The sequence below is a fragment of the Flagellimonas pelagia genome (assembly GCF_003584135.1).
Taxonomy (GTDB): domain Bacteria; phylum Bacteroidota; class Bacteroidia; order Flavobacteriales; family Flavobacteriaceae; genus Flagellimonas; species Flagellimonas pelagia.
In genome coordinates this window covers 113,381-139,579 of record NZ_QXFI01000018.1, presented here as the reverse complement: position 1 = coordinate 139,579, position 26,199 = coordinate 113,381, and the positions used below count along the sequence as shown (strand labels likewise).

At 42.8% G+C, this 26,199-nt stretch carries 25 protein-coding genes and 1 other RNA gene; 9 read left to right on the top strand and 17 right to left on the bottom strand.

The genetic code is table 11. The annotated features are described in order from the left end of the window. Positions 1-363: 363 nt before the first annotated feature. Positions 364-600, top strand: a complete 237-nt coding sequence (locus tag D2V05_RS07000; RefSeq protein WP_119646984.1) for a hypothetical protein — start codon at positions 364-366, stop codon at positions 598-600. Positions 601-782: 182 nt separating this feature from the next. Here the strand turns inward: D2V05_RS07000 and D2V05_RS06995 are convergent, their stop codons facing one another. From D2V05_RS06995 to D2V05_RS06965, 7 genes are all read right to left on the bottom strand, one after another. Next, a complete protein-coding gene (locus tag D2V05_RS06995; RefSeq protein WP_119646981.1) occupies positions 783-2,000 on the bottom strand; it encodes a sensor histidine kinase in 1,218 nt (405 codons plus the stop codon). A 161-nt stretch (positions 2,001-2,161) separates the two neighbouring features. After that, positions 2,162-5,524 (bottom strand): preprotein translocase subunit SecA, encoded by a 3,363-nt coding sequence (gene secA / locus D2V05_RS06990; protein WP_119646979.1) that lies wholly within the window; start codon positions 5,522-5,524, stop codon positions 2,162-2,164. Positions 5,525-5,659: 135 nt separating this feature from the next. Next, positions 5,660-5,884: a DUF2795 domain-containing protein gene (locus tag D2V05_RS06985; RefSeq protein WP_013551418.1), complete on the bottom strand. Its 225-nt coding sequence runs from the start codon at positions 5,882-5,884 to the stop codon at positions 5,660-5,662. 125 nt (positions 5,885-6,009) lie between these two features. Beyond that, positions 6,010-6,567 (bottom strand): cob(I)yrinic acid a,c-diamide adenosyltransferase, encoded by a 558-nt coding sequence (locus tag D2V05_RS06980; protein ID WP_119646976.1) that lies wholly within the window; start codon positions 6,565-6,567, stop codon positions 6,010-6,012. Between the two features lie 277 nt (positions 6,568-6,844). Then, positions 6,845-7,342 carry a hypothetical protein gene (locus tag D2V05_RS06975; RefSeq protein WP_119646974.1) on the bottom strand — a complete coding sequence of 166 codons (498 nt, stop codon included), beginning with the start codon at positions 7,340-7,342 and terminating at the stop codon, positions 6,845-6,847. A gap of 2 nt (positions 7,343-7,344) precedes the next feature. Continuing rightward, the gene (locus tag D2V05_RS06970; RefSeq protein ID WP_119646972.1) at positions 7,345-9,216 is read right to left on the bottom strand and encodes an ABC-F family ATP-binding cassette domain-containing protein; all 1,872 of its coding nucleotides are present in this window, start codon (positions 9,214-9,216) and stop codon (positions 7,345-7,347) included. A 22-nt stretch (positions 9,217-9,238) separates the two neighbouring features. After that, on the bottom strand, positions 9,239-10,408 hold the full coding sequence (locus D2V05_RS06965) for a lipoprotein N-acyltransferase Lnb domain-containing protein (protein WP_183114796.1): 1,170 nt from the start codon (positions 10,406-10,408) through the stop codon (positions 9,239-9,241). A gap of 101 nt (positions 10,409-10,509) precedes the next feature. Between D2V05_RS06965 and D2V05_RS06960 the strand changes: the two genes are divergently transcribed. Together D2V05_RS06960 and D2V05_RS06955 are read left to right on the top strand one after the other, a co-directional pair. Beyond that, positions 10,510-11,238, top strand: a complete 729-nt coding sequence (locus D2V05_RS06960) for a CDP-alcohol phosphatidyltransferase family protein (protein WP_119646969.1) — start codon at positions 10,510-10,512, stop codon at positions 11,236-11,238. Positions 11,239-11,673: 435 nt separating this feature from the next. Next, positions 11,674-14,112, top strand: coding sequence for a hypothetical protein (locus D2V05_RS06955; protein WP_147378243.1), 2,439 nt, complete (start codon positions 11,674-11,676; stop codon positions 14,110-14,112). Here D2V05_RS06955 and lptB read toward each other — a convergent pair. From lptB to D2V05_RS06935, 4 genes are read right to left on the bottom strand one after another with little or no spacing between them, the layout of a single operon-like run. After that, positions 14,109-14,849 carry an LPS export ABC transporter ATP-binding protein gene (lptB, locus tag D2V05_RS06950; RefSeq protein ID WP_119646964.1) on the bottom strand — a complete coding sequence of 247 codons (741 nt, stop codon included), beginning with the start codon at positions 14,847-14,849 and terminating at the stop codon, positions 14,109-14,111. The genes D2V05_RS06955 and lptB overlap by 4 nt on opposite strands. A 57-nt stretch (positions 14,850-14,906) precedes the next feature. After that, on the bottom strand, positions 14,907-15,257 hold the full coding sequence (locus tag D2V05_RS06945) for a carboxymuconolactone decarboxylase family protein (RefSeq protein ID WP_119640779.1): 351 nt from the start codon (positions 15,255-15,257) through the stop codon (positions 14,907-14,909). Beyond that, entirely contained in the window at positions 15,247-16,089 is an 843-nt protein-coding gene (gene tatC / locus D2V05_RS06940) for a twin-arginine translocase subunit TatC (protein ID WP_119646962.1), read from the bottom strand. The genes D2V05_RS06945 and tatC overlap by 11 nt, the downstream gene beginning before the upstream one ends. After that, positions 16,089-17,054 carry a KpsF/GutQ family sugar-phosphate isomerase gene (locus D2V05_RS06935; RefSeq protein ID WP_119646961.1) on the bottom strand — a complete coding sequence of 322 codons (966 nt, stop codon included), beginning with the start codon at positions 17,052-17,054 and terminating at the stop codon, positions 16,089-16,091. The genes tatC and D2V05_RS06935 overlap by 1 nt, the downstream gene beginning before the upstream one ends. A gap of 185 nt (positions 17,055-17,239) precedes the next feature. Here D2V05_RS06935 and recQ point away from each other — a divergent pair, with 185 nt between their 5' ends. Then, entirely contained in the window at positions 17,240-19,441 is a 2,202-nt protein-coding gene (gene recQ / locus D2V05_RS06930; protein WP_119647129.1) for a DNA helicase RecQ, read from the top strand. Here the strand turns inward: recQ and D2V05_RS06925 are convergent. Genes D2V05_RS06925 through D2V05_RS06915 form a run of 3 tightly spaced genes read right to left on the bottom strand, consistent with a single transcriptional unit; the run spans position 19,438 to position 20,401 of the window. After that, positions 19,438-19,749: a CCC motif membrane protein gene (locus tag D2V05_RS06925; RefSeq protein WP_119640775.1), complete on the bottom strand. Its 312-nt coding sequence runs from the start codon at positions 19,747-19,749 to the stop codon at positions 19,438-19,440. The genes recQ and D2V05_RS06925 overlap by 4 nt on opposite strands. An 8-nt stretch (positions 19,750-19,757) precedes the next feature. After that, positions 19,758-20,081, bottom strand: a complete 324-nt coding sequence (locus tag D2V05_RS06920) for a CCC motif membrane protein (protein ID WP_119640774.1) — start codon at positions 20,079-20,081, stop codon at positions 19,758-19,760. A gap of 11 nt (positions 20,082-20,092) precedes the next feature. After that, positions 20,093-20,401, bottom strand: coding sequence for a DUF2752 domain-containing protein (locus D2V05_RS06915; protein WP_119640773.1), 309 nt, complete (start codon positions 20,399-20,401; stop codon positions 20,093-20,095). Positions 20,402-20,484: 83 nt separating this feature from the next. Here D2V05_RS06915 and D2V05_RS06910 point away from each other — a divergent pair, with 83 nt between their 5' ends. Next, positions 20,485-21,030, top strand: a complete 546-nt coding sequence (locus tag D2V05_RS06910; protein WP_119646959.1) for a Smr/MutS family protein — start codon at positions 20,485-20,487, stop codon at positions 21,028-21,030. Here the strand turns inward: D2V05_RS06910 and D2V05_RS06905 are convergent. Then, positions 21,027-21,542 carry a hypothetical protein gene (locus D2V05_RS06905; RefSeq protein WP_119646957.1) on the bottom strand — a complete coding sequence of 172 codons (516 nt, stop codon included), beginning with the start codon at positions 21,540-21,542 and terminating at the stop codon, positions 21,027-21,029. The two genes, D2V05_RS06910 and D2V05_RS06905, sit on opposite strands and share 4 nt — an antisense overlap. Before the next feature lie 110 nt (positions 21,543-21,652). On the opposite strand from D2V05_RS06905, the gene D2V05_RS06900 reads away from it, so the two are divergent. Then, positions 21,653-22,801: a cysteine desulfurase family protein gene (locus tag D2V05_RS06900; protein WP_119646956.1), complete on the top strand. Its 1,149-nt coding sequence runs from the start codon at positions 21,653-21,655 to the stop codon at positions 22,799-22,801. On the opposite strand, the gene D2V05_RS06895 is transcribed toward D2V05_RS06900, so the two are convergent. Together D2V05_RS06895 and D2V05_RS06890 are read right to left on the bottom strand one after the other, a co-directional pair. Beyond that, the gene (locus tag D2V05_RS06895) at positions 22,802-23,452 is read right to left on the bottom strand and encodes a hypothetical protein (RefSeq protein WP_119647128.1); all 651 of its coding nucleotides are present in this window, start codon (positions 23,450-23,452) and stop codon (positions 22,802-22,804) included. 105 nt (positions 23,453-23,557) lie between these two features. Then, on the bottom strand, positions 23,558-25,249 hold the full coding sequence (locus D2V05_RS06890; RefSeq protein ID WP_119646954.1) for a M23 family metallopeptidase: 1,692 nt from the start codon (positions 25,247-25,249) through the stop codon (positions 23,558-23,560). Between the two features lie 165 nt (positions 25,250-25,414). On the opposite strand from D2V05_RS06890, the gene D2V05_RS06885 reads away from it, so the two are divergent. From D2V05_RS06885 to ssrS, 3 genes are all read left to right on the top strand, one after another. Next, positions 25,415-25,705, top strand: coding sequence for a hypothetical protein (locus D2V05_RS06885; protein ID WP_119640768.1), 291 nt, complete (start codon positions 25,415-25,417; stop codon positions 25,703-25,705). Positions 25,706-25,719: 14 nt separating this feature from the next. Continuing rightward, positions 25,720-26,013: a cell division protein ZapA gene (locus D2V05_RS06880; RefSeq protein WP_119640767.1), complete on the top strand. Its 294-nt coding sequence runs from the start codon at positions 25,720-25,722 to the stop codon at positions 26,011-26,013. A 54-nt stretch (positions 26,014-26,067) separates the two neighbouring features. Further along, positions 26,068-26,177, top strand: a non-coding RNA gene (gene ssrS, locus D2V05_RS06875) — 6S RNA. Positions 26,178-26,199: the final 22 nt, after the last annotated feature.

The window sequence follows — 26,199 nt, the reverse complement described above, 5'->3', positions numbered from 1 at the left end:
TACCAAGAATTACACGAAAGGGTGTTAAAATTTGTGAATTGACCTCATTTCTGCCTTGGACTAAAATTTGCCTTACAATTCAAAATCTTACAATTTTCCTACACGATGTAATGAAAATATAATCTTTTTCCTACAAATATATCATTCATTATCAACAACTTACAAAGCACCCTACATTTTCATGATCGATGAAATGCACATGCTGTCGGTATGATGTTTTTGGACCCAAAAACGTTCGTCGTCGATAAAATGCACTTCAACCAAGAAAAGTTTTTATACCGAAAATTTTGGTCCGTTAAGCGACACAAATCTGATCCAGGGTAGGTGCGAGGGTAATTTTACTTCGTAATAAAAACCCAAATCATGAAAACAATTTTAACCATCATCGCAGTAGTTTTTTTCGGAACCGTGGCCATGGCCCAAGATACTTCCAAAGAAGTTAAGGTAGATACCGTTACTGTGGGAGTTGAGTTGAACATCGATCTTAATGCATCCGTTAAGCAGAACAGGGAGGTTGCCAGATTGTACAAATTCAAAAATTCCAAGGTTAAAAAAGAGCTTTCTTTCACCACCAAAAAGGACAAAGCTAAATTGGCTTAATCATGATTTTAAGTTTGCTGATTCCCTTTGCCTTGTTTTTGAGCATGGCATTTGTGATCGCTTCGATCGTGTTTTCATTACGGGAGAAAAAATTTCAAGATAAATAGGTAGGCAGTAGCATATTTCATAACAGAAGAAGGCCGGTTTTAAACCGGCCTTCTTTATTTCTTTTGTTTCTGGGATCAATCCACGGAGTTGAACTCTTCCACGATCTCTTCGAACTCTATGCGGTAATAAGTACCTTTTTTGTCATAATCGCGGCTGATGGTACCCCTTAGCTGCCTAGCGAGGTTATAGATCAATTTAAGACCCAAGGAATTGGATGTCCTAGGGTTGATGTCCTCGGAATACCCTATGCCATTATCGCCGAGGTACATTTCAAAACGATTGTCCCCAATCTTATGGACCGACACGTGGACTTCCCCATCATGCCCTTCCGTAATGCCATATTTGAGGGCATTCGTAATAGTTTCATTAATAATCAATCCCAAGGGAATAACAGTGTCTATGCTGAGTTTGTGCTCGTCGATATCCAAATCAACCTTTACACTGTTGTTACTGCCCTTTACGGAACGCACTAGATAATCGCATAGTTCCTTTACATAGGGTTTGAGTTCTATTTTGGAAAGATAATCGTCCCTTTTGTAAAGCATTTCATGCACCATGGCCATGGACACAACACGGTTTTGACTGCTTTTGATAATGTTGCTGATCTTTTCATCGGCAATGGCCCGGGATTGCAGGCTGAGAAGACTGGAGACCGTTTGAAGGTTGTTCTTTACCCGATGGTGTACTTCCTTGAGCAAGGTTTCTTTCTCTTCTATGCGTTCCTGGATCTCGTTTCTGGATTTGTACAGTTTATGATGGGCTCTAAGCAGGTTTTTGCCAAATACACCCCCAAGTAGATACACGGCGAACACGGCACTCAAGAAAGCGAACCAATTTCTGGATTCCATGGGAACGGTATTGTCCGATATCTTGAAATCCCCGGTATCATAAAGGAACAGGATAGTAAGTACCGCCAAATTGATGATCAGGTAGAGTTGGCCGAACACCTTGGTGGTCACATACCCCGCAAAGACCACAATGGCGAGCACAAAAATGAACGGACTTTGGATGCCCCCGCTGTAAATGGTGATGATAATGGCCCCGATCATGGAGAGTATGGAGGTCAGGTTATAAGTGAGCACTAAGTTGTTGTGCTGCTTGTAGACTAAGGTGTTGATGAGGTTGATAAAGGCGTAGCCCAAAAATACATAAGGGATTACCCCTCTGATATCCAAAAGGAAAAAACAGATCAACCCGAAGACGGCAGCAAAAATCGAAGAACTATAGTTAACCTTTAGTATCAAATCAATCTTATCTTGTAATCGATATTTATCCTCACCAGGAATTTTCATATGCTGCACGTGATTGTACCCTCTACTACCAAAAGGTTGAAAATTGGGGTAGTAAAGAAACTTAATGGGGTGTTTCAGGGTGTAAATCTAACTATGTTTTTGATATAAAAAAAGTGGCAGCTATAAATAACTGCCACTCTTAAAATTTTGAATGAGAGGGTTTAGTCTTCCACCAATACCCACTCCCCTTTATCGAGTAAGGGCTCTGCCTGCTTAAACTTCATGGATTTGCTCTCTCCCGACATTACGTTTTTAATGGTGACCCTATCGTTACGGCCAATTTTCGGTTTCTCACGAACAATAGTCTCGGTAATATGGGGTCTTTGCCCTTGGGTTTGGCCCGCAGCCCTGTTCTGGGCAGCCAGCTCGTCACTGTTCGGGATTTCCTCTTTGGAAGTCTGAAGGTTTTCCTTGGGTCTGCGAACCGTTCTGGCTTCTTGGATCTGATTGGTGTTCTCGGATGGCAATTCCCCTTTGAAAAGGAAAGAAATCACTTCCTTGTTCACCTTGTCTATCATATCCTTGAAAAGTTCAAAAGCCTCAAACTTGTAGATCAATAAGGGATCTTTTTGTTCGTGTACGGCCAATTGAACGGATTGTTTCAACTCGTCCATTTTACGCAAATGCGTCTTCCAGGAATCATCGATGATGGCAAGGGTGATGTTCTTTTCAAAATCGGTGATCAGTTGCTTTCCGTCCGTTTTATAAGCCTTCTCCAAATTCGTCACCACGTTCAAAGTCTTGATGCCATCGGTAAAGGGAACCACAATACGTTCGAACTTGTTGGTGTCATCCTCGAACACTTTTTTGATGACCTGGAAGGCCACAGTGGCACTTCGCTCCATTTTTTGTTGATAGAAGTTATAGGCGGCCTTATAGACGGTCCCTGCAACTTCTTGGAAGCTCATTTTTTTGAATTCCTCCTCGGAAATGGGCGACGTAATGGAGAAAAACTTGATCAGCTCGAACTCGAAATTTTTGAAGTCATCCGCCATTTTGTTGGTCTCCGCCACCACTTCACAGGTGTCGTAAATCATGTTGGCGATGTCCACTTTTAAACGATCTCCTTGAAGGGCGTGTTTCCTTCTTTTGTAAACCACTTCCCGTTGGGCGTTCATCACATCATCATACTCCAACAAACGTTTACGGATACCGAAGTTGTTCTCTTCCACCTTTTTCTGGGCGCGCTCTATGGATTTGGTCATCATGGAGTGTTGGATCACTTCTCCTTCTTCCAATCCCATACGGTCCATCATCTTGGCGACCCTATCCGAACCGAACAGACGCATCAAGTTATCTTCCAGCGAAACGTAGAACTGGGAACTTCCTGGGTCTCCCTGCCTACCGGAACGACCTCTCAACTGTCTGTCCACCCGTCTGGAATCGTGGCGCTCTGTACCAATAATGGCCAAACCACCTGCTTCTTTCACATCTGGGGTCAATTTGATGTCGGTACCCCTACCGGCCATGTTGGTGGCAATGGTGACCACTCCCGATTTACCGGCCTCGGCTACAATATCGGCCTCTTTTTTATGGAGCTTGGCGTTCAATACGTTGTGCGGAATCTTACGCACGCTCAACAGTTTGGACAACAATTCTGAAATCTCTACCGAAGTGGTACCGATCAGCACGGGCCTGCCTGCAGTGGCAAGCTGGGTCACTTCTTCAATAATGGCATTGTATTTTTCGCGCTTGGTCTTATAGATCAAGTCGTGTCTGTCATGTCTTGCAATAGGTCTGTTGGTCGGGATTTCCATCACATCCAACTCATAGATTTCCCAAAATTCACCAGCTTCGGTTACCGCGGTACCGGTCATCCCTGCCAACTTGTTGTACATTCTAAAGTAGTTCTGCAGGGTGATGGTGGCGAAGGTCTGGGTCATGGCCTCGATCTTCACGCTCTCCTTGGCCTCAATGGCTTGGTGCAGACCGTCGGAATATCGTCTACCGTCCATGATACGACCGGTTTGCTCATCCACAATCAACACTTTGTTGTCGATGACCACATATTCCACATCCTTTTCGAAGAGGGTATAGGCTTTCAATAATTGAGTAAGTGTGTGGATTCTTTCACTTTTGATGGCAAAATCCTTGAAAAGGTCTTCCTTGAGATCGGCCTCTTCCTCAATTTCCAGATTTTGGTTTTCGATCTTGGCGATTTCGCTACCGATATCAGGCAATACGAAAAAGTCTCTATCCTGATCGCCAGAAATGTATTCAACTCCCTTATCGGTCAGTTCTATCTGGTTGTTTTTTTCATCGATTACGAACAACAGTTCCTCATCCACTTTGGGCATTTCCCTGTTGTTGTCCTGCATGTAGTAGTTCTCGGTCTTTTGCAACAATTGCTTAACCCCTTCTTCACTCAAAAATTTGATGAGGGCCTTGTTTTTGGGAAGACCACGATGTACACGTAGCAGTTGGAAACCACCTTCTTTGGTATCCCCTTCCTTGATCAACCGTTTGGCCTCTGCCAAAACCCCGGTCAAATATTGTCGTTGCTTTTGAACGATATCGGAAACCTTGGGTTTCAATTCGTTGAATTCGTGTCGGTCACCTTCAGGTACAGGTCCGGAAATGATCAATGGCGTTCTGGCATCGTCGATCAATACAGAATCCACCTCATCCACAATGGCATAATGGTGTGGACGTTGTACCAAATCATCAGGTGTATGCGCCATGTTGTCACGTAGGTAGTCAAAACCGAACTCGTTGTTGGTTCCGTAAGTGATATCGGCGTTATAGGCGGCCCTTCTTCCATCGGAATTGGGTCGGTGCTTATCGATACAATCCACGGAAAGGCCATGGAACTCGAACAAAGGGCCCATCCAGGCGCTATCCCTTTTGGCAAGGTAATCGTTCACGGTTACCAAGTGTGCTCCTTTTCCTGCCAAGGCGTTCAGATAGAGGGGTAGGGTGGCCACAAGGGTCTTACCTTCACCCGTTTGCATTTCGGCAATTTTACCTTGGTGCAATGCAATACCTCCAATCAACTGCACATCGTAGTGGACCATGTCCCAGGTTACTTCTTTTCCGGCGGCATCCCATGAGTTTTGCCATACGGCCTTGTCATCCTCTAGGGTCACATAGTCCCTGTCACCGGACAATTTTCTGTCAAACTCGGTGGCGGTTACCGTCAGGGTTTCGTTGGCCGCGAAGCGTTTTGCGGTTTCTTTGACCACGGCAAAAGCCTCGGGCAATATGGTATTTAGGGTATTTTCTGAAATTTTATAGGCCTCTTCGTTCAGCTTGTCAATTTCAGTATAGATTTCTTCGTTTCGATCGATGTCAGTGGAGGCTTCGACTTCTGCTTCAAGGGCTGCGATCTTATCGTTGATCTCTTTGCAGTCCTCAGCGATCTTGGCCTTGAAATCGACGGTTTTCTGTCTTAGTTCATCGTGCGACAATCCTTCCAACTGCTGCTCGAAGGATTTTATTTCTTTTACCAAAGGTTGGAGCGCTTTTACATCTTTCTCCGATTTATCTCCTACAAAAACCTTTAGTACGGAATTAATTAAACTCATGGAATAATTTTTCGTTTGAATGGCAAAAGCTGTTCCAAGGATGGGATTACGATGGAAATCTTTTGCTGGGCTGTCAAAATTACATAAAAAAAAGCCTCAGATGAGACTTTTTAACGTGCTTTGTGCTTTATGAATTTAATATTCATCCTCGTTCCAGAGGTAATCTTCCTCGGTGGGATAATCAGGCCAGATCTCTTCGATGGATTCGTATATCTCGCCGCCCTCTTCTTCCATGGACTGCAAATTTTCAACTACTTCCAACGGGGCTCCCGTACGAATCGCGTAATCTATCAGTTCGTCTTTGGTGGCTGGCCAAGGTGCATCACTTAAATATGAGGCTAGTTCTAACGTCCAGTACATAGTAACGGTTTGATTTTAAATTTTTTGCAAAAATAAATTTTAAACCCAATTTGTCAAGTAAAAACTGGATTATTTAAAAATTATTTTATTGTTGGCAAAACTTAGTGGTCAAAAAAACGATTTTATCAGTCCAATTTCTCCGGAATCCACTTGATTTCATCGGCGTTTGCATCTTTGGACAATTTTCGTGCCAATACAAAAAGGTAATCGGATAGGCGATTCATATAGGAAAGCAAGGTCTCCGGAACAGGTTCGTTCTCGTGCAAGTAGGAGATCATGCGTTCCGCCCTACGGCAAACCGTTCTGGCAATATGACAGTATGACACGGTCGTGTGGCCTCCGGGAAGGATAAAATGTGTCATTTCAGGAAGGTTTTCGTTCATTTGGTCCATTTCCTGTTCCAAAAGGGCAATATCTTCCTGGTTAATTCGCGGAATTTTTAAACGTTTGTCCCTTTCAGGTTCCGTGGCCAATATGGATCCCACAGTGAAGAGCTTTTCTTGGATCAATACCAATATTTCTTTGGAATGGGAATCCATTTGCTGATCGCGGAGCAGCCCCAAATGCGAATTGAGTTCATCAATGGTGCCGTAACTTTCTATACGGATATGGTGCTTGGGAACCCTGCGGCCTGTAAAAAGTGCCGTGGTGCCTTTATCGCCTGTCTTGGTGTATATTTTCATTTTTTCAATTATCAATGTTCAATAAACAATAATCAATTAACAGTTGTTGTCTGATCGGTATGTGTACTGTCAATTGCTCATTGTAAATTGGTAATCGTCCATTGTTCACTGTTCATTGTCCCGCCTTCGCTTTCCTTCCATGAACCTGCGCGACTTCCTTCGTTTGGTGGCTCTTTTGTTTCTGGTTAAAATCACCAAATAAATAAGCCCCAATACGCCGAGTACGTACCAAATCGTATTGTCTGTTGCAACATTTTCCATACCTAAAATTACTGCATTAAATCCGAATGGTGAAATGCTCCTTTACCTGTTCCCTGCGGATAAAGAGGATACCACAATGATACAGGTCCATGCTGACCGTAATTTCAGGTCTAGCAATAAGGTGGTTCCACTCTTCCAATTTTTTTTTGTCAAAGTAGATGTTGTCAATTATCAGCAAACTGTCATTATGAAGTCTACCTTCATCGAGTAGCGTATTGAATTCGGAAGGGTTTAGTGAATTAAGAAAGAGCATATCCAACATTTGTTGTGCAAATTGAACCTTTGGAAATCTTTCTGCCACTAGTTTGCTGATTCCTGAATCTTGGATGATGGCATGCTGAACGTTGAAATATTTGATGCTCTTAAGCAAAACATTGATGCTTTTGTCCTTATGGTACGTCTTCTTATTGTAAAGGCATTTTGTTACAAAATTGAAGACGAAGGGCGAATGCACCCCGTGTTCGTTGGTGGATTTAAGCAGGAATTGAAGATACGAAGCGATCCTGAACCACATGATTATCCTTCAAGAATTGAGGAAAGCTCAAACCAGCGCTCCGTTTTGGTCTCGATGGCATCCGAAACTTCCTTGAGTTCCACGGACAATTGATTGATCTGATCACCTGTTAAGTCAGGATCGGTAAATCGGTTCTGTAGCGTCTCTTTTTGCTCCTCAAGCTTTTGGATGTCCTTTTCCAATTGCTTGTATTCTTTTTGCTCATTGTACGAAAGTTTACCCCCACTGGTGTCCCTCCAGTTTTTTTCCTGTTTCTCCACAACGGTGGACTTGTTTTCCCTTTCCTCTTCCACCTTGCTGCTCTCGTACACCCGGTAATCGGTATAGTTGCCCGGAAAATCTTCGATAATCCCATTTCCCTTGAAGACGAATAGGTGATCCACGATCTTGTCCATAAAATAACGGTCGTGCGATACCACGATCAAGCAGCCCGGAAAATCCAACAGAAAGTTTTCCAAAACATTGAGGGTCACAATGTCAAGGTCGTTGGTGGGCTCATCCAAGATCAAAAAATTGGGGTTTTGGATAAGTACCGTACACAAATAAAGTCGTTTGCGTTCCCCTCCACTCAATTTTTCGACAAAGTCGTACTGTTTTTTTCTGTCGAAGAGAAAACGTTCCAAAAGCTGTTGGGCAGAAATCTGCCTTCCTTTTTTCAGGGGAATGTAGTCCCCGAACTCTCGGATCACATCAATGACCTTTTGGCCTTCCTTGTCCGGAATCCCTTTTTGGGTGTAGTAGCCAAATTTTAGGGTATCGCCCACCACAACCTTTCCGCCATCCACATGTTCCTGTTGGGTGATGATGTTCAAAAAAGTGGATTTTCCGGTACCGTTCTGTCCAATGATACCTACCCGTTCACCTTTGGTGAAGTTGTAATCGAACTTGTTCAAGATTACTTTGTCCCCATAAGACTTGGAGATATTGTGCAATTCCAAAATCTTGCTGCCCAAGCGCTCCATGTTGAGTTCCAATTGCACTTCGTGCTCCTTTCTACGTTGATGGGCCCTTTGCTTGATCTCATTGAAATCGTCAATCCGGGACTTGGATTTGGTGGTCCTGGCCTTGGGCTGCCTTCTGATCCATTCCAATTCCTTTTTGTAGAGCATTTTGGACTTCTGTTGTTCCACGGCCTCCCGCTCCATGCGGCCCTCTTTCTCATTCAGGTAATAGGAATAATTGCCCTTGTAGGTGTAGAGTTGGTTGTTGTCCAATTCTATGATTTCGTTGCAGACGCGGTCCAGAAAATAGCGGTCGTGGGTGACCATGAAAAGCGTGATGTTCTCTTTGGCGAAATAAGCTTCGAGCCACTCGATCATTTCCAGGTCCAAGTGGTTGGTGGGCTCGTCCAAAATAAGCAGGTCCGGCTTGTTGAGCAGCGCATTGGCCAATGCCAATCGTTTTTTTTGACCTCCCGATAACGTGGAAACCTTGGCATCGAGTTGGGTCAGTTGTAGTTTGAAAAGGATTTGCTTGTACTGGGTCTCGAAATCCCAGGCTTGGTGGCGCTCCATGGCTTCAAACGCCTTTTGATATCGTACGGAGTCTTCTGGATTTTCTACCGCTTTTTCGTAGGCTGCAATAATCTTTAAAACCTCATTGTCGGTGGCGAAAATGGTTTCTTCTACGGTCAAGTTGGGGTCCAAATAGGGTTCTTGTTCCAAAAAGGATATCTTGATACCTTTTCTAATATTCACTTGACCTGTTTCGGAAGTATCCTTGCCCGACATGATGTTCAATATAGATGTCTTGCCGCTCCCATTTTTGGCGATGAGCGCAATTTTTTGGTCTTTGTTGATGCCAAAAGAAATGTCGGAGAACAGGACCAGTTCCCCATAGGATTTCGATATGTTTTCTACCGTCAATAAATTCATGGATGCTGCAAAATCATCAAGCTTACAACTTGGAATACCGAATAAGATATACGTATCGGATGGCCAGGGTCAAAAGTAAGGGAATCAGTACGGGCGAAAAAATCTGCACTTTAAATATCCAAAGCAAAAGCATCAATCCTATCAACCCCAAAGCGGTCCAAAGATATTTGGTTGACCATTGGGGCAGTTTGTCCTGAAAGGCAAAAATGAAGGCCACAAAAGCATTCAAAGGGAAAGCCCAAAGCACATTGAAGTTTCTGGGTGTGGAGGTATGGTCCGTGGCCACCCAAAGGAGGAACAAGACCGTTCCGGCCAGTCCGGTGATCAACATCAGTGAAAAATCCAACCATCTGCTGCGTGTTTGGTGGCGATAATCAAAATAGGTGATGATTCCCGTGAATGCCAACAACAGGATAAACCAGAATAAGGGGGTCAAAGGGAAAAAGGTTTGGTTGAGGTGTTCACTATAATCCAAAATGGTACGTTCCCTTTTTAAAAGGGGCTTCCTGTCCAACGTGGTATGCCTTATCTGTTCCATGGCGTAATAGGGCATGAACATATGTTCTTGTACGGTTGCTTTTCGATCTACGGGGGACCCAAATGCCAAGTCAATGCCGAACATGGACCATGAATTTACTTTTAGAAATTGCCTCACCAATTGCCTGAAGGTATACTGTTTCTCCAGATAAGAGCCATCAAAAACAACTTTATCCCCAAACTGGTTCTTTAAAATGGTGCCCGTAATGCTGGAACAATTGTTCAGTAGCGGGTCGTAGAGGTAGTCCCTGTTCTGTGGCAGGTAATTGTTCTCAAAAAATTGGAACATTTGGTTGCGCTGCTCTAGGCTAAGGTCCAGAATCTGTTCTTTGATCCATCTTTTCTCCAATTCATAAGAAAACAAAAAATCATCAAAAGTGCTCCTAGAAAGGGAATAGATCAAACGTCCCTTGGCAAAATTGAGATAGAAATTGGGTTTTTTGAAGTCGAAAGTTCCGTAGTTGTATACCACATCAATACCTAAAACGGAATCCTGCACACGGAAGGCACTATGCCCGAAAGCGGTGTATACCTCATCGCCGGCGGCACAGGTCAATAAACTTATCTGGGATTTTTCAGAAAGTTCGGGTACTTGGGAAAACATCGTTTTCCCGACCAAAAGAGACAAGATAAGTAATAGGGATTTTGGTTTCATTCCAAATTTCATCAGCGCAAATATCAGAATAAATACGGCTCCTTGAAATAGGATTCCGTAACAGTTTGTTTTTTCCCTTATTTTTACGGAAATCAATACCTATGAAGTCCTATATTCCCAACTTTTTAACGCTTTTGAATGTTTTGAGTGGTTGCATTGCCACAGTTTTTGCCGTGTTTAACCATCTGGAGTGGGCTGCGTTGTTTGTGTTCATTGGAATATTTTTTGACTTTTTTGACGGATTGGCCGCACGGGCCCTAAATGTTCAGAGCGAAGTTGGGGTGCAATTGGACTCCCTTGCCGATGTGATCACCAGCGGGTTGGTCCCCGGAATATTCATGTACCAATTGCTGAACATGGCTGAAAGGGGAGGGTGGAACCTTGGCTTTGGACATGATATTGAATTGTCCGTCATGCCCTTTTTAGGTTTTGTGATTACACTGGCTTCCGCTTATCGGTTGGCCAAATTCAATGTGGATGAGAACCAGGTTTCTTCTTTCGTGGGCTTGCCTACTCCTGCCAATACACTGTTGATCATTTCCTTGCCCCTTATTTTGATGTACCATAACAACGAAGTATTGAACGGCATCATCCTCAATCCTTGGTTTTTGATCGGGTTAACGATTTTAAGCGCTTACTTGTTGAATTCACCCATAGAACTTTTCGCCCTCAAATTCAAAAATTGGAGTTTTAAGGACAACGGCATACGCTACCTTTTTTTGATTGGAAGTTTGATCATGTTATTGACCCTGAAGTTTTTGGCGATACCTATTATTATCTTAGCCTATATTTTGATGTCATTGATCGATGGAGGAGGAAGAGCGGCTTAAATTAAATTAGATAGGCAGTTCCAGTGGGGTTAGACATTTTTACAGGATAGAGAGGTGTTGTCTATTCCCTGTCAGCTTTCCTGGATGGTTTGGAGTTAATATGGGAAATATGGCAGTACTGTTACCCCTCCGGAAAGTAAAATGAAGTTGGTCGAATGCGCTGATCGTTTCCACATCAAGCCGGTTTAAAAAGAGATGTAGGCTATGACTCCCACTTTTTCTTTTTATGGACTCTTAGTGCGCTGCTTTGAAGCTTTGGTGCCATTTAGTCCCGTTGCATTTTGAACTAGTTTCTTTGAGAGAATGTGTGGTGTTGAAATTGCTTCAACATGACATAAAGCAAAGGACAAGAAAATGTATACTGGGTTTATTTATGTATTTTTAAAGGTATATGAATTGGTCTGTTTTCTTTCCGAAACAATTAAATTATTTATAATGCTCAAACACAAACCATTATTATGTGCCTTATCGTTCCTTCTTGTCATCAATATCCTTAAAGCTCAAAATCAAATTGTAGGGAGATACCGCAAATATTTTGAGGAACCTAGAGAAATTGTGTACCTACATGTTAGTAAGGATGTATTTCTTCCAGAGGAAGAAATTTGGTTCAAAGGTTATTTGTATGACCAGAAAAATGCCCGACCATCAAAAATTTCCAAAACAATAAATGTGGGCATATATGACAGTTTAGGTATCTTAAAAAAAGAACAACTTTATTATTTGAACGAAGGCTATTTTAAAGGAAGTGTAAAGATTGATTCAACTTTTTCCCATGGGCGTTATTTTTTGAAAGCAAAAACCAACTGGATGCGAAACTTTGATGATGGAAATTCATTTTTAAAGGAAGTTTGGGAGGTTAAATCAGACTTTCAAGCTGCGGAAAAACCCCAAAATTTGAAAAATTTAGATTTCCAGTTTCTACCGGAGGGAGGGAATCTAGTATCGGGTATAAAGAATATTGTAGGAGTAAAGATCCTCGATCATATGAACATGCCTTTACAATTGAAAAATATTAAGATTGTTGATGAGCGAGGGGAGCAACTTGCATTGATGGAAACCAATACCCTAGGCCTGGGGAAATTTGAGATAGTACCGAAATCAGATATTAGTTATTTCGCCAAAGTAAAAATACCTTCCGGAGAAGAAGTGAGTATTAAAATACCTAAAGCTTATCCCAAAGGCGTTAACCTAAATGTATACGACAATCCATACAAAGAAGAGGTTTTGGTGCAAGTACAAGCCAATGATTTAGCACTGGAGGAAGGGGATATAAAGACAAATTTGGTTTTACACAAAGATGGGGAAGTCATTTCCGAACCAGTCTTATTGTCAAAAAACTCCAAAAGTTATACTACTTATTTTGATAAGTCTAAATTGATGGCAGGCGTAAATATCCTGACCTTATTTGATGAAAAGGACAACCCCATAGAAGAGAGACAATTCTTTGTATGGAAAGGGATAGGGGAAAATAGAATTGAAACCTATGTGGATTACGCTACACGATCAAACGACTCTTTGGAAATAGTGTTGACTGCCAAAGTTGCTCAACCAATGGGGCTAAGTGTTTCTGTTTTGCCCAAGAATACAATGGCATATCATGGGAATGACAATATTTATGAGCAATTTTATCTTAGATCATATGTGAAAGGCGATATCCAAAATGTTGACTATTATTTTACAAATACCGATAATAAAAAAAAATACGAGATGGATCTGCTTTTGCTGACTCAGGGTTGGAGTAGATACAATTGGCATGAGATAGTAAACGGGAAATTCCAAACAGCCTATAAACCGGTAGATGGATTGAACCTCTATGGTTTTTTAAATGAAAAGTTGAATAGGGAAAGTATTTTGATTCATAAATCCATTGTGCATGAGCCAACAGAAATACACCTATCACCTGAGCAAGATAAATTTTTGGTTACCAATTTTTATCCAATTATCGGGGAAAGTATCTTCTTTTCCAAGAAAGATAGCCGTGGAAAATTATCCAAGTTGAATATGTATGCCCGTTTGTCAAACAACTATTTTCTTAAGGATGAAATTGATATTTCCGGTTACGAAAAAGTCAACATTTTTAATAGGGGAAGCAGTAGTATAGATGGAGGTGATGATGATTTTGAACTACCGGAATTAAGTACCGACGAAAAAATCATTGCCCTGGATAATGTTATCGTTACGGAGCAAAGTAAAATGGAGAAAGATGCACGAAATAATTTACAGGTTCCCAGATATTTGGCTAATAAAATTACGGTTGTTGATAAAGAATTGGCCTCAACGTTTGGTACTGTTGCGGATTTGTTGCGCTCTAAAGGCTATGAGATACGGGAGGATTTGCAGGCTTATGATGGTGGTAGCAATGAATTTATTAGTAGGTTCAGAATAAAATCACGCCGGGGCGGAGGTGTTAATATGTTCTTAGATGATGTGTTACAACCTAATTTGGATGTGTTTTACAATATGCCCTTAACACAGGTAGAGAGTTTTTATGTGGATAGGTTATCCAGGTATATGGGAACAAAAGCAGGGCATAAGGAAACGGTATACATTTTTTCGAGACGTAGCGAAGAGTTAAATCTGACGCCTGGTCAAGATTTCATATCCGGAAAATCCTTTACATTTAAGGTGGACAAGGGCTTCGAGAAACAAAAGGAGTTTTATAGCCCTAATTTTAAGTCATTTACGGATTCGGCATTTGAAAATTTTGGGTTAATCCATTGGGAACCATTAATATGGATAGACGGGAATAACAACTATAAGTTTAAAATTCCAAATTACGGTTATGACAAATTAAAACTTGTGATTGAAGGAATGGGAGAGGACGGAAATCTATATTCTGATATTAAAATATTGAATGCAGCTAAATCCGACTAAAAATCAAGCTTCTTTTTCCGTAGCTCGAAGTTTTGGCCCAGATATACCTTACGAACCATTTCGTCCACCGCCAATTCTTCGGGAATACCAGCCTTTAGGATGCCTCCTTCGAACATCAGGTAAGAACGTTCCGTGATGGCCAAGGTTTCCTGAACATTGTGGTCGGTGATTAAAATGCCGATGTTCTTGTTCTTCAATTGTGCCACAATACGTTGAATATCCTCCACCGCAACAGGGTCTACCCCGGCAAAGGGTTCGTCCAACAAAATAAACTTTGGATCCGTGGCCAAGGCCCTTGCAATTTCCGTTCGGCGACGTTCACCTCCTGAAAGTAGGTCCCCTCGGTTTTTACGGATATGCCCCAAACCAAATTCATCAATGAGCGATTCCATTTTCATGTGCTGCTCCTTTTTGCTCAACTTGGTCAGCTGCAGTACACTTAGAATATTTTTCTCAATGCTCAGTTTTCGGAATACCGAAGCTTCCTGTGCCAAATAACCGATGCCGTGTTGCGCCCGTTTGTACATCGGAAAACTGGTAATATCGGTGCTGTCAAGGTAAATGTTGCCGCCATTGGGTTTGATGAGCCCTACGATCATATAGAACGAAGTGGTCTTACCCGCCCCGTTCGGTCCCAAAAGACCCACGATTTCTCCTTGGTTCACTTCCAAGGAAATACCCCTAACAACTTTTCGGCCACGGTAGGCCTTCATGATATTTTCTGCGCGTAGCTTCATAAGAACGTGCCAAAACTAAACATATTCTTTTTCTGGGATGGTGTCTTTTGGATTTTTTTAAGCATCGTTGGCTTCCAAATCTTCCCAAAATTCATAGGCCCTTCGCAAATGGGGTACCACGATGGTACCACCTACCAAAGTGGCAATACCCAACGTTTCCATGACCTCTTCTTTGTTGGCCCCGGCTTTTTTGGAACTTTCCAAGTGGTATTTCACGCAATCGTCGCACCGAAGCACTGCGGAAGCCACCAACCCCAACAATTCCTTGGTCTTTACATCGAGGGCTCCGGCCATATAGGCATTGGTGTCAAGATTAAAGATACGCTTGATCAACTTATTGTTGTCTGCAAGCAGCTTTTCGTTCATTTTGGAACGATAGGCATTGAATTCTTCTACTTTATTTGGCATTTTTTCGCGCGTTTTCTTTTTTCTCTTCCCTTCTAACCACCATTCTGGAGATATAGATGCTGATTTGGTATAAAATAAGCACAGGGATAGCCACTACAATTTGACTGGTGATATCCGGAGGTGTAATGATGGCCGAAAGAATTAAAACCACCACCAAGGCAATCTTCCGGTACTTTTTCAAGATTTCCGGGGTTACCAGACCCACTTTGGTCAAGAAATAGATTACGATGGGAAGCTCGAACATGATCCCACAGGCAATGACGGAGGCTCTAACGGTGGATACGTAGGATGCCAGGTCAATCTCGTTTAATACCTCTTTACTGACCTGATATGAGCCTAAAAAGTTGATGGACAACGGTGCCACCACATAATATCCGAACAGCACCCCCAAAAAGAACAGGGAAGAAGCGGTTAGGATGAATCCTCTGGAGTGCTTTCGCTCTTTTTCATAGAGCCCTGGACTTATGAATCGCCATAACTCGAACAATATATAAGGGAACCCGATGATCACACCGGCCCAGATGGATGTCCAGATGTGGGCCGAAAATTGCCCCGCCATCAATCTACTCTGAATGGTGAAAGGTAGGGATTCACTACAAAATTCGGATGTTACCCCAAAAAAGGTCGCAATGTTGCAAAAGAACTTGTAGGTGGGGAAATCCATGTTCTTTGGACCGAATAGGATGGTATCAAAAATGAACCCCTTAAAAATAAAAGCCAAGCAAGCGATGATCACCACGGCGAAGGTGGAGCGTATCAAATGCCAGCGCAATTCTTCCAAATGGTCCAAAAAGGACATTTCATCCGGATTTTTCTTCTCTGTTTTTGCCATTATAGGATTCCCTCGTTTATAAGGTTATGGATATGGACCACGCCGGCGTAGGAATCACCCTCAAAGGCCAAAAGCTGGGAAATGCTCTTTTCTTGGAGCATTTTCAACGCATTGATGGCCAAGGTATCCACATCCACCGATTTTGGGTTGGAGGTCATGATGTCCTTGGCGGTCAGTCCACTAATATTGTCGTATTTGCTGAGCATCCTTCTTATATCCCCATCCGTAACAATGCCTACTACTTTTTTGTCATCCATGACGGCCGTAACCCCCAACATTTTGGAGGATATTTCAACGATTACATCTTTTACGCTGGTGTTGATGTCCACTTGTGGTTTTTCATTGTTCACCACGATATCGGCCACGCGTAGATAAAGTTTTTTGCCCAGGGCCCCTCCGGGATGGTACTTGGCGAAGTCAGCACTGCTGAAACCCTTGAGCTCCAAAAGGCAGATGGCGAGTGCATCGCCCATGGCCATTTGCGCCGAGGTGCTGGTCGTTGGGGCCAGATTATTAGGGCAGGCTTCTTTTTCCACAAAGGTATTCAGTACAAAATCGGCCTGTTTGGCCAACAGTGAATCCATATTGCCGGTAATGCCCACAAGTTTATTCTTCCCGATCTTGATGAGTGGCAGTAAAGCTTTTATTTCGGGCGTGTTTCCACTTTTGGATAGGCAAATGACCACATCATCCTCTTGAATGGTGCCCAAATCGCCATGAATGGCATCCGCAGCATGCATGAAAATGGCAGGAGTGCCTGTGGAGTTCAGTGTGGCCACAATTTTAGAGGCTACAATGGCACTTTTCCCAACGCCGGAAACCACCACCCTTCCCTGCGATTCCAATATGTGTTGTACGGCATGTGCAAATTGGTCATCGAGTAGGTCTATCAAATTGCTGATGGCCTTACTTTCGATTTCAAGTGTCCGCTTTGCGATGGATAAAATTGACTGATTGTCGTTCAAGGTAAATAACGGATTATCTAATTGTATTCCTAAAAGAATATCTTATCTTTAAGATTACAAAACTAATCAAACTATCTTTTACAGACCATTATGGAAGATAGAATACTTCCTACTTTTGAAGATTGATTAAAATGATTGTTTCAACGGCCTTTCAGGTTGCTTGTTATTAATTGAAAAATGCGGAAATGAGCCTAACGAATACCGATTTGCATTCCTCACTCAAAAAATATTTTGGTTTCTCAAAGTTTAAGGGGCTCCAGGAGGATGTCATCCAAAACGTGCTGGACGACAAAGATACATTTGTGATCATGCCCACAGGGGGCGGGAAGTCCCTTTGTTACCAGTTGCCGGCCATTATGAAGGAGGGTACCGCTATTGTGGTTTCCCCATTGATAGCTTTAATGAAAAACCAAGTTGATGCCATCCGTGGTATATCCGAACAAAATGGTATAGCCCACGTGCTCAACTCTTCGCTCACCAAGACCGAGGTAAAGCAGGTGATGGAAGATATCTCGAACGGCGTCACCAAATTGTTGTACGTGGCACCGGAATCCTTGACCAAGGAAGAGTATGTGGATTTTTTGAGAAGCGTGAAGCTTTCCTTCGTGGCCGTTGATGAGGCACACTGTATTTCGGAATGGGGGCACGATTTTAGGCCTGAATACCGAAACCTCAAAGGTATCATCAATCGATTGGGAGAAGATATTCCCATTATTGGATTGACAGCAACGGCCACACCGAAGGTGCAGGAAGATATTATTAAAAATTTAGGGATGAACGATGCCTTGGTATATAAGGCATCATTCAATAGGCCCAACTTGTTTTATGAGGTGAGGCCCAAGACCCAGAATGTGGATGCCGATATTATCCGATTTGTAAAGCAGAACCAAGGAAAATCGGGCATCATATACTGTTTGAGCAGAAAACGTGTAGAGGAGCTTGCCCAGGTGTTACAGGTAAATGGGGTGAGCGCCGTACCTTACCATGCTGGTTTTGATGCCAAGACAAGGGCCAAATACCAAGACATGTTCCTGATGGAAGAAGTGGATGTGGTCGTGGCCACCATCGCTTTTGGTATGGGGATCGATAAGCCCGATGTACGTTTTGTGATCCATCACGATATCCCGAAAAGTATAGAAAGCTACTATCAGGAAACCGGTCGTGCCGGTCGTGATGGCGGCGAAGGGCATTGTTTGGCCTTCTACTCGTACAAGGATGTGGAAAAACTGGAAAAGTTCATGTCAGGTAAACCTGTGGCGGAGCAGGAAATAGGAAATGCCTTGTTGCAAGAAATTGTGGCCTATGCCGAAACTTCCATGTCGAGAAGAAAGTTCATCCTGCATTATTTTGGTGAAGAATTTGATGAAGTGGATGGGGAAGGGGCCGATATGGATGATAATTCCAGGAACCCGAAACCCAAGGAAGAGGCCAAGGACGAAGTGGTAAAATTGTTGAGTGTGGTCCGGGATACCAAGGAAAAATTCAAGACCAAGGAAATTGTCAGGATTTTGGTGGGTAAGACCAATGCCATGATCTCGTCGCACAAGACCGATGAAAAGGAATTTTTTGGGATTGGTGCCGAAAAAGACAAGTCGTATTGGATGGCGTTGGTCAGACAGGTACTGGTGGCTGGAATGCTCAAGAAAGAAATTGAACGGTATGGTATTTTGCACTTGACCAAGGCCGGGGAGGATTATCTGGAAAACCCTGAATCGTTCATGATGACCAAGGACCATGTGTATTCGGGGGATGCCAACGATGCCGTGATCCAAGCGGGCAAATCGGGAGGTGCATCGGCAGATGACAACTTGCTGAAATTGCTGAAGGACCTTAGAAAAAATGAGGCCAGAAAAAGAGAAGTGCCACCTTTTGTGGTGTTCCAAGACCCTTCTTTGGAAGATATGGCCTTAAAATATCCCATTAGCATGGATGAACTCTTGAACATTCAGGGGGTGGGCGAAGGAAAGGCCAAAAAATATGGCAAGCCCTTTATCGACCTTATTGCCAAATATGTTGAGGAGAACGAAATTATCCGACCAGATGACCTTGTAGTGAAAAGCACCGGGGCCAATTCTGGATTGAAGCTATATGTAATCCAAAGTATAGACAGAAAATTACCTTTGGACGATATTGCCTCTGCCAAGGGGTTGGAGCTCCCTGAACTTATCAAGGAAATGGAACAGATTGTTTTCAGTGGTACCAAACTGAACATTGGCTATTGGATCGACGAAATCCTGGACGAGGACCAGCAGGAAGAGATCCACGATTACTTTTTGGAAGCCGATACCGATTCCATCACAAAGGCCATTGAAGAATTTGATGGCGATTATGACGATGATGAACTTCGGTTGTACCGACTCAAATTTATAAGTGAAGTGGCAAACTAATAGTTGCCACTCCACTCACCTGCCGTAATCATGGCAATGATAAATCCAAAATATAGGATAAACAGCACCAGATAGATCAAGGCCAATGCCAAGCCGATATAGGCTAAAATCTTTCCTGTCTTTACATTGCTGTAATCCGTATAACTTTCAGGACTTTGTAGATATAACTGATTGGCGGTCTTCGCCTTCACCAAGGCGATGATGCTAAAAATAGCACCAAAGGGACCGCAACATACCAAGGTGCCGACTATGGAAATGATTCCCATGGTCAGCACGGTACTTGCCCCGGGTAAGGGTTGTTGGCTCATATATTGGATTATTGATATTGTTCCATCATTTCATTGACCTTTTCCATATAGCCGTCCCAGCCACCCATTTGATTGATGGACCAGATGGTGTAAAGTAGATAAAGGAAGCCCAAGACCATACCTATGATTGCCAAGATCTTGACCGTTTTCAGGGTACTGTAATTTTTATAAAGGTCTGGGTTTTCGGTATAGGCCTTTTCATCTTTTCTGACCAACAAGAAGGCAATTCCACCTAGAATAAGTCCGGGGACGCCTCCAAAGCAGCAGCACAAGAATGAAAGAATGGCCAACACCATAGCTATCGTTACATTTGGTAAATTTTTTTGTTCCATGATTTAAATGTTTAGTGTATCAATTTGATTATGAAGTTAATGAGTATCAACGCTACGCTTGTAATGCTCAGGAAAATAATGTACCTGTTGTCCACTTTCGCTTGGAATACTTTACTGCTGATCAGCAGAACGAACAATGGAATGAGTGTGTAAACGGCCGGATACATTTTGAAGGCCGCCAAGAATTCACCGTGCAGCAGCAAGTCAACAGATCGTTGCATTCCACAACCAGGACACTCCAGTCCGAACAGTTTCTTGTTTAGACAAGGCAACATATAATCCTTTAAACTGAGGGCAAATATGGTTGGTTGTAGGTGCATCTTAGTCTGTAATAGGTGAAAAATACTATTATTTTTGTTTATGGGTTTAACTTTTTGGTCATTTTTTTAACCGTAAAGGCGATATGGGTAAATTTTCGATAGGTGATAGGGTAGAGGTACTGGACGAAGCCATCAAGGGTACCGTACAACAGATAGAAGGGGATATGGTTACCTTGATGACCAAGGATGGTTTTCCCATGAAGTTCACAGCCAAGGATTTGGTCAAGGTCCAAGGGAAAATATCGGTTTCCAATATTGAGGTTTCCCAAATCATGGAAGAGAAGGAAGTTCCAAGGAGGAAAAAGGCCGTCAGCAAAAAACCAAAGGAACGCAATTTGCCCAAAATGGAGGTGGACCTACATATCCATCAATTGGTAAGATCCACCAAGGGACTCACTAATTTTGACATGCTCAACATTCAATTGGAAACCGCCAAACACCAACTGGACTTTGCTATCCAAAAGCGGATTCAAAAAGTGGTTTTTATCCATGGGGTGGGTGAGGGCGTCCTAAAGGATGAACTGCAGTATCTTTTCAATAAATATGACAACCTCAAATACTACGATGCCGATTATCAAAAATATGGGTTGGGGGCTACAGAGGTCTATATTTTTCAAAATGTTTCCTAGGGAATTGCAGTGGTAACCTCCCCGAACGCACTAATGTTGAGATTGGTAATCCGCTCACCACTCCCTGTTACGAATGAAATACCGCTCAAGCTGATATTGTGCACAAAGTTGGCGCCATCAGTATCCGCGTAAGTTTCAATGATAACCAATCCATCTTCGGCTTCCACTTCATCTATGACCACTGGGTCCACGGTTGGAATATCATCACAGAAATAGTTCTTGCTTACGTCATCAGAGAAAATACGATAGGTAACCTGGGATTGGCTGGATACGGTGCTTTCCGTGACAATGGTATCCCCAACAACCCCCTTGTTCAATACACCGCTCTGTAATTCCAGAATCAAGGCTTCATTGTCATTGATCTTAAATAGAATATTCTTGCTGGTTGTTACGGGAGCCGTACAATATTGAAGCGATACACTGTCGAAATCGATGGTCTCTATCTGCAGGTCACCATCACTGCAAGCAAAAAGCGCCAAGGAGCACAAGACTAAAAAGAAATATTTTCCCATGTGCCAAATTTAAAGCAATTCCCTTTTAATAGCCCAACACAGAGAGTGACTTTAAAGGAAATTAACTTTATTTCACGTATTTTTGCCCCGTTAAAAATGACGACTGGACCATGCAAAAAGTGTATCTGGACAATGCGGCGACCACGCAGGTAAGGGATGAGGTAATTTTGAGAATGCAAGAGGCCCTGGCTGCGCATTATGGTAACCCTTCTTCTACCCATAGCTTTGGCCGCTCTGCAAAAACAGCTGTGGAGCAGGCCAGAAAAACCATTGCCAAAACCCTAAATGCCCAACCTTCCGAGATTATTTTCACCTCGGGCGGGACTGAAGCCGATAACATGATCTTGCGCTGTGCCGTTCGCGATTTGGGTGTGCAGACCATTATTACCTCAAAAATAGAACACCACGCGGTTCTGCATACCGTGGAAGAACTGGAGAAGGAGTATGGTATTGCTGTTTGGTATGTGGACCTTGACGAATTTGGAAATCCAAAAATGGACCACTTAGAAAGCCTTTTGCAAAAGGACAGTTCCAAAAAACTCGTTAGTTTAATGCATGTGAACAACGAGATTGGGAACATTACGGATATTGCATCCGTAGGGAAGCTTTGCCAGCAGTATGGCGCATTGTTCCACTCCGATACCGTACAATCCATTGGGCATTACGCTTGGGATGTGCAATCGGTACATATCGATTTTATGACCGCCGCTGCCCATAAGTTCCATGGACCTAAAGGCATTGGATTTGCCTTTATCCGAAAAAATTCCGGACTGAAACCTTTGATTGTCGGGGGAGCGCAGGAGAGGGGTTTTCGAGCTGGTACGGAGCCGTTCCATAATATCGTCGGATTGGAAGAAGCTTTTGTGAAAGCCTATGAACATTTGGAAGAAGAGACCAAGACCGTGAAAGCCTTGAAAAAGTACTTTGTGGAAAAAGTACAACAAGAAATTCCTGGGGCTTTCTTCAATGGATTGTCCGCTGATTTGGAAAAAAGCACCTATACCTTGGCCAATGTTCGTTTGCCTTTCGACAAACAGAAAGGGCTTATGTTACTTTTCCATTTGGATATGAAAGGAATTGCCTGTTCCAAAGGAAGTGCCTGCCAATCGGGGAGTGATCAAGGATCACACGTGCTTGCGGAGATTTTATCGCGAGAAGAACTGGAAAAACCTTCTCTAAGGTTTTCTTTCTCCATGTACAATACCAAGGAAGAATTGGATTATACGGTGCAGGTGCTCAAGGAATTTGCCAACAACTGATCAATCCTTGTTCTTCTTTTTCTTTTCCTTGTCGTAAGGGAATTTTCTGGAGGCCGTCTTCATCATTTTATCGATGAGTTCGTTGGTGTTCTTGCCTGTCTTTTTGGTGATCACGTTCTCGTATTTCCAGAGGAGCTTGCCGGTTTCACCATCACTAATTTTCAATCCGATTCTACCATAGTTGGCATCCCCGCTGAAGTAATCCATAAAACTGAAATCCGTGGGCACACCTTCTGAAAGGAGGATGTTCAGGTTTAGGTTGCCACTGATGATGCCATCCACATCCAAGATTTTGCATAGATCTTGGGTGGTGTAGGTGTCTATGTTGTTGTAATCGATTCCGTTTTTAGCCAAGATGGCATTGGTATTGTGTATGTTCTGAAAATCTACATTGAACTTTTTGCGTTTCTTGCGTCTAGCAAAGTAGGTTTCCAATGCGTTCTGTACTGCATAGCCTTCCTTTTTTGCAAGGACCTTCAATTCGTCATGGTCCACGGTTTTCTTCAGCTCCAGATAGGCAATGAAGGGGATAATGGCCAATGTTTCATGGTCCTCGGTAAGCTCGTCGAACTTCATGTTCTCATAAATGTTCTTTTGTGCCGTAACCAAGGTACTTGCCAATAGAACAAAAACGAAGACAAATTTTTTCATCAATATCATTTTAATCAAATCATAACCCGAACAGAGGTCAACATAGTTCTCAATAAAGGGTGTTGTGGGTTCGTTGCTGGCTGATTTGCGCTTGCAAAAATACGGTTATTTCCTGAAAAAAATACTGGTAAAGGTATTGGAGTTACCCACATTGTCTGTTACGGTCACTTTGAGTTCACATTCGTTGGTGTTCAGGATCTTGTCATCAAAATTATAGGTAATGGTATTGGTTTTTGGCTCGTACTCCATTAAGATCCACTCGCCGTTCAAAGTGGCACTGTAGGTGTCTATCCCACTCAACTCATCAGAAATATTGAGGCTCAAATAACTATAGTTGCTCAGCCATTGTTTCTCCTTAAAGTTTTTGGGTCGAATGGTGGGTGCAACACTGTCCCTCACCAAAGTATAGGTGCCAAGGGTGCGGGTGCGGGTAGTGAATGATCCATCCCTTTTGTAGGTCTTGGAATAGGATGGTCTCATATCCTCGTCCAAATGGGCAATGAACAGTTGTTTCCTTTCTTCCAACGGATATTTGGAAGGGTCAAAGCTGATGGTAAAGTTTCGATGGGCCGCCACACTGTTATCGTGTATGGCAATGGTATCGGTTCCTTTCTTTAAGTTGATGTAAAAATCTTCGTAAAAAGTATTAGCCGGAAAATATACTTTGGCCGCACCTAAATCAAAATTGTTGGGCTTGTCGGCAATGATGAAATCATCGGTCCTATCATCATCCTTGGCCACTTTTTGTGGCTCCCGTTTTCCTTCGACCGGAATGATCAGCTTGGTAATGTTCCCCAGAATATCCGAGATAAGCAACTCTACTTGGTAGGACATCCCCTCTTCGATATCAATTTTTCCATTGTTGTAAAGGGATTTGTAGATATCCAAATGGTTATAGGGTTCCTTGAAGCATTTTTGGATACGCTGTCTGTTTTTATAAAAATAAGGGTAATCGATCAAGGTGTTGATGTAACGCGTCTCCCCGAAGGAAAAGGTTTCAAAATCGAATTCGGAATATACCCTGCCGTTAACCGTTTGTTTTACCGAGTACACACCATTCTTGTTGGCGGCCAAATCTTGGCGGTCAAAGCTGTTGATACCGAACCCAATGGTTCCCAAAGCCGATACCTTGTCAGCAAGTAAAGAACCGTCGGGCTGTTTGGTAAAATTGATCTGGGTGGTTTTGGCACTTTGGTTTATCAGGGCACCATCCGATAAAGGATATCCGAATAATCCCAACACGGTTGGATTGGTGGCATCGCGCACCTCATAGCCGTATAGCAAAGGGTTGGTCGGTTTTTCGGTGATGCTGCTTCGGATTTCGAAATGTAGATGGGGTCCAGCTGACCCCCCTGTGTTACCCGAGTAGGCTATTACACTGCCTTTGGTCACTTTCAGCTCCCCAAAATCGGGGAATATTTCCACCTCGTAAGATTGCTTTTCATACTGCACCTTTTTTACATAATCTTCCAATTCTGGACCGAATTTTTTAAGATGTCCATATACCGAAGTGTACCCATTGGGATGTGCCACATAGATTACCTTGCCATAACCCCAGAGGGAAACCTTGATCCGTGTAACGGTCCCATCCGCTACGGCCATTACGGGTAAACCCTCCCGTTGCTGGGTCTTGATGTCTATCCCGGAATGAAAATGATCGGAACGTAGTTCCCCGAAAGTTCCGGCAAGAATCAACGGTATTTCCAAAGGCGACTGAAAAGCATCCTGGGGATAATTGTCTTGGGCGACAAGTATTCTAGTGGAAAAAAAGAGGAAGACTACAAGATTAAGGCGCATAGTGTAATTTATAATTACTTACGAAAGTAACCAATGTTTTGTTTTTTGGAAAAGGATTTGCCGAGGTTTGGACTTAAACCAAAGCTTTAAGAATTAATCCAAAAAGTATTGCGAGGTAACCCTAGGATCGTTAACTTTGTGTAATACGTATTGTTGTTTGCATCTATGAGCGAACTTGTTGAGATTGTGGATTCTTTGGAGAACAAGGTGAGCAAACTGCTGCACAAAATGGAGCTATTGCACAAGATAAACACCAAGTTGAAAGAAGAATTGGACCTGATAAAGGAAGAAAGCAAGCTTAAGGAAGAAGCTCTGGTAGAATGGGAAGAAAAGTATAATTCCCTGAAGATGGCGAACACGATGCTGGGTAGTAATGCTAGTAAAACTGAGGCTAAGCTCAAGATAAATACATTGATCCGCGAACTGGATGTTTGCATTGCCAAGTTGGCGGATTGACATGTGCCAGAATTATGGACGAGAAGCTCAAAATAAAGCTTTCCATTGCCGATAGGGTATATCCGCTAACGATAGACCCACGACAAGAGGAAGGTTTGCGTAAGGCCGCCAAGAATATTGAAAACCTGGTCAAAAAGTTCGAACAGAACTATGCGGTCAGGGATAAACAGGATGTTTTGGCCATGTGTGCCCTACAGTTTGCTTCTAAAATTGAGCAAGGCGGAATAGATCGTTCCGAAAATACCGAGGCCGCCCTAGAGCGTCTTAAGGCATTGGATGAACTGGTATATTCCAAATTGGGGGAATAAGTTCTTTTAAATAAAATATTGTTACTGCCCACATTGGTAAATATTTTTTGACAAACTCAACGCTATTATAATTCAAAAGGGTGAGTTTGGGTTGTAAAAGCAGGCCCTACTTGTATAGGGATCCTTGATCAGCCTGGTAGCCCTAAACCTGTAATATGGAGTTTGTACAAAACTTCGGCCAATGTG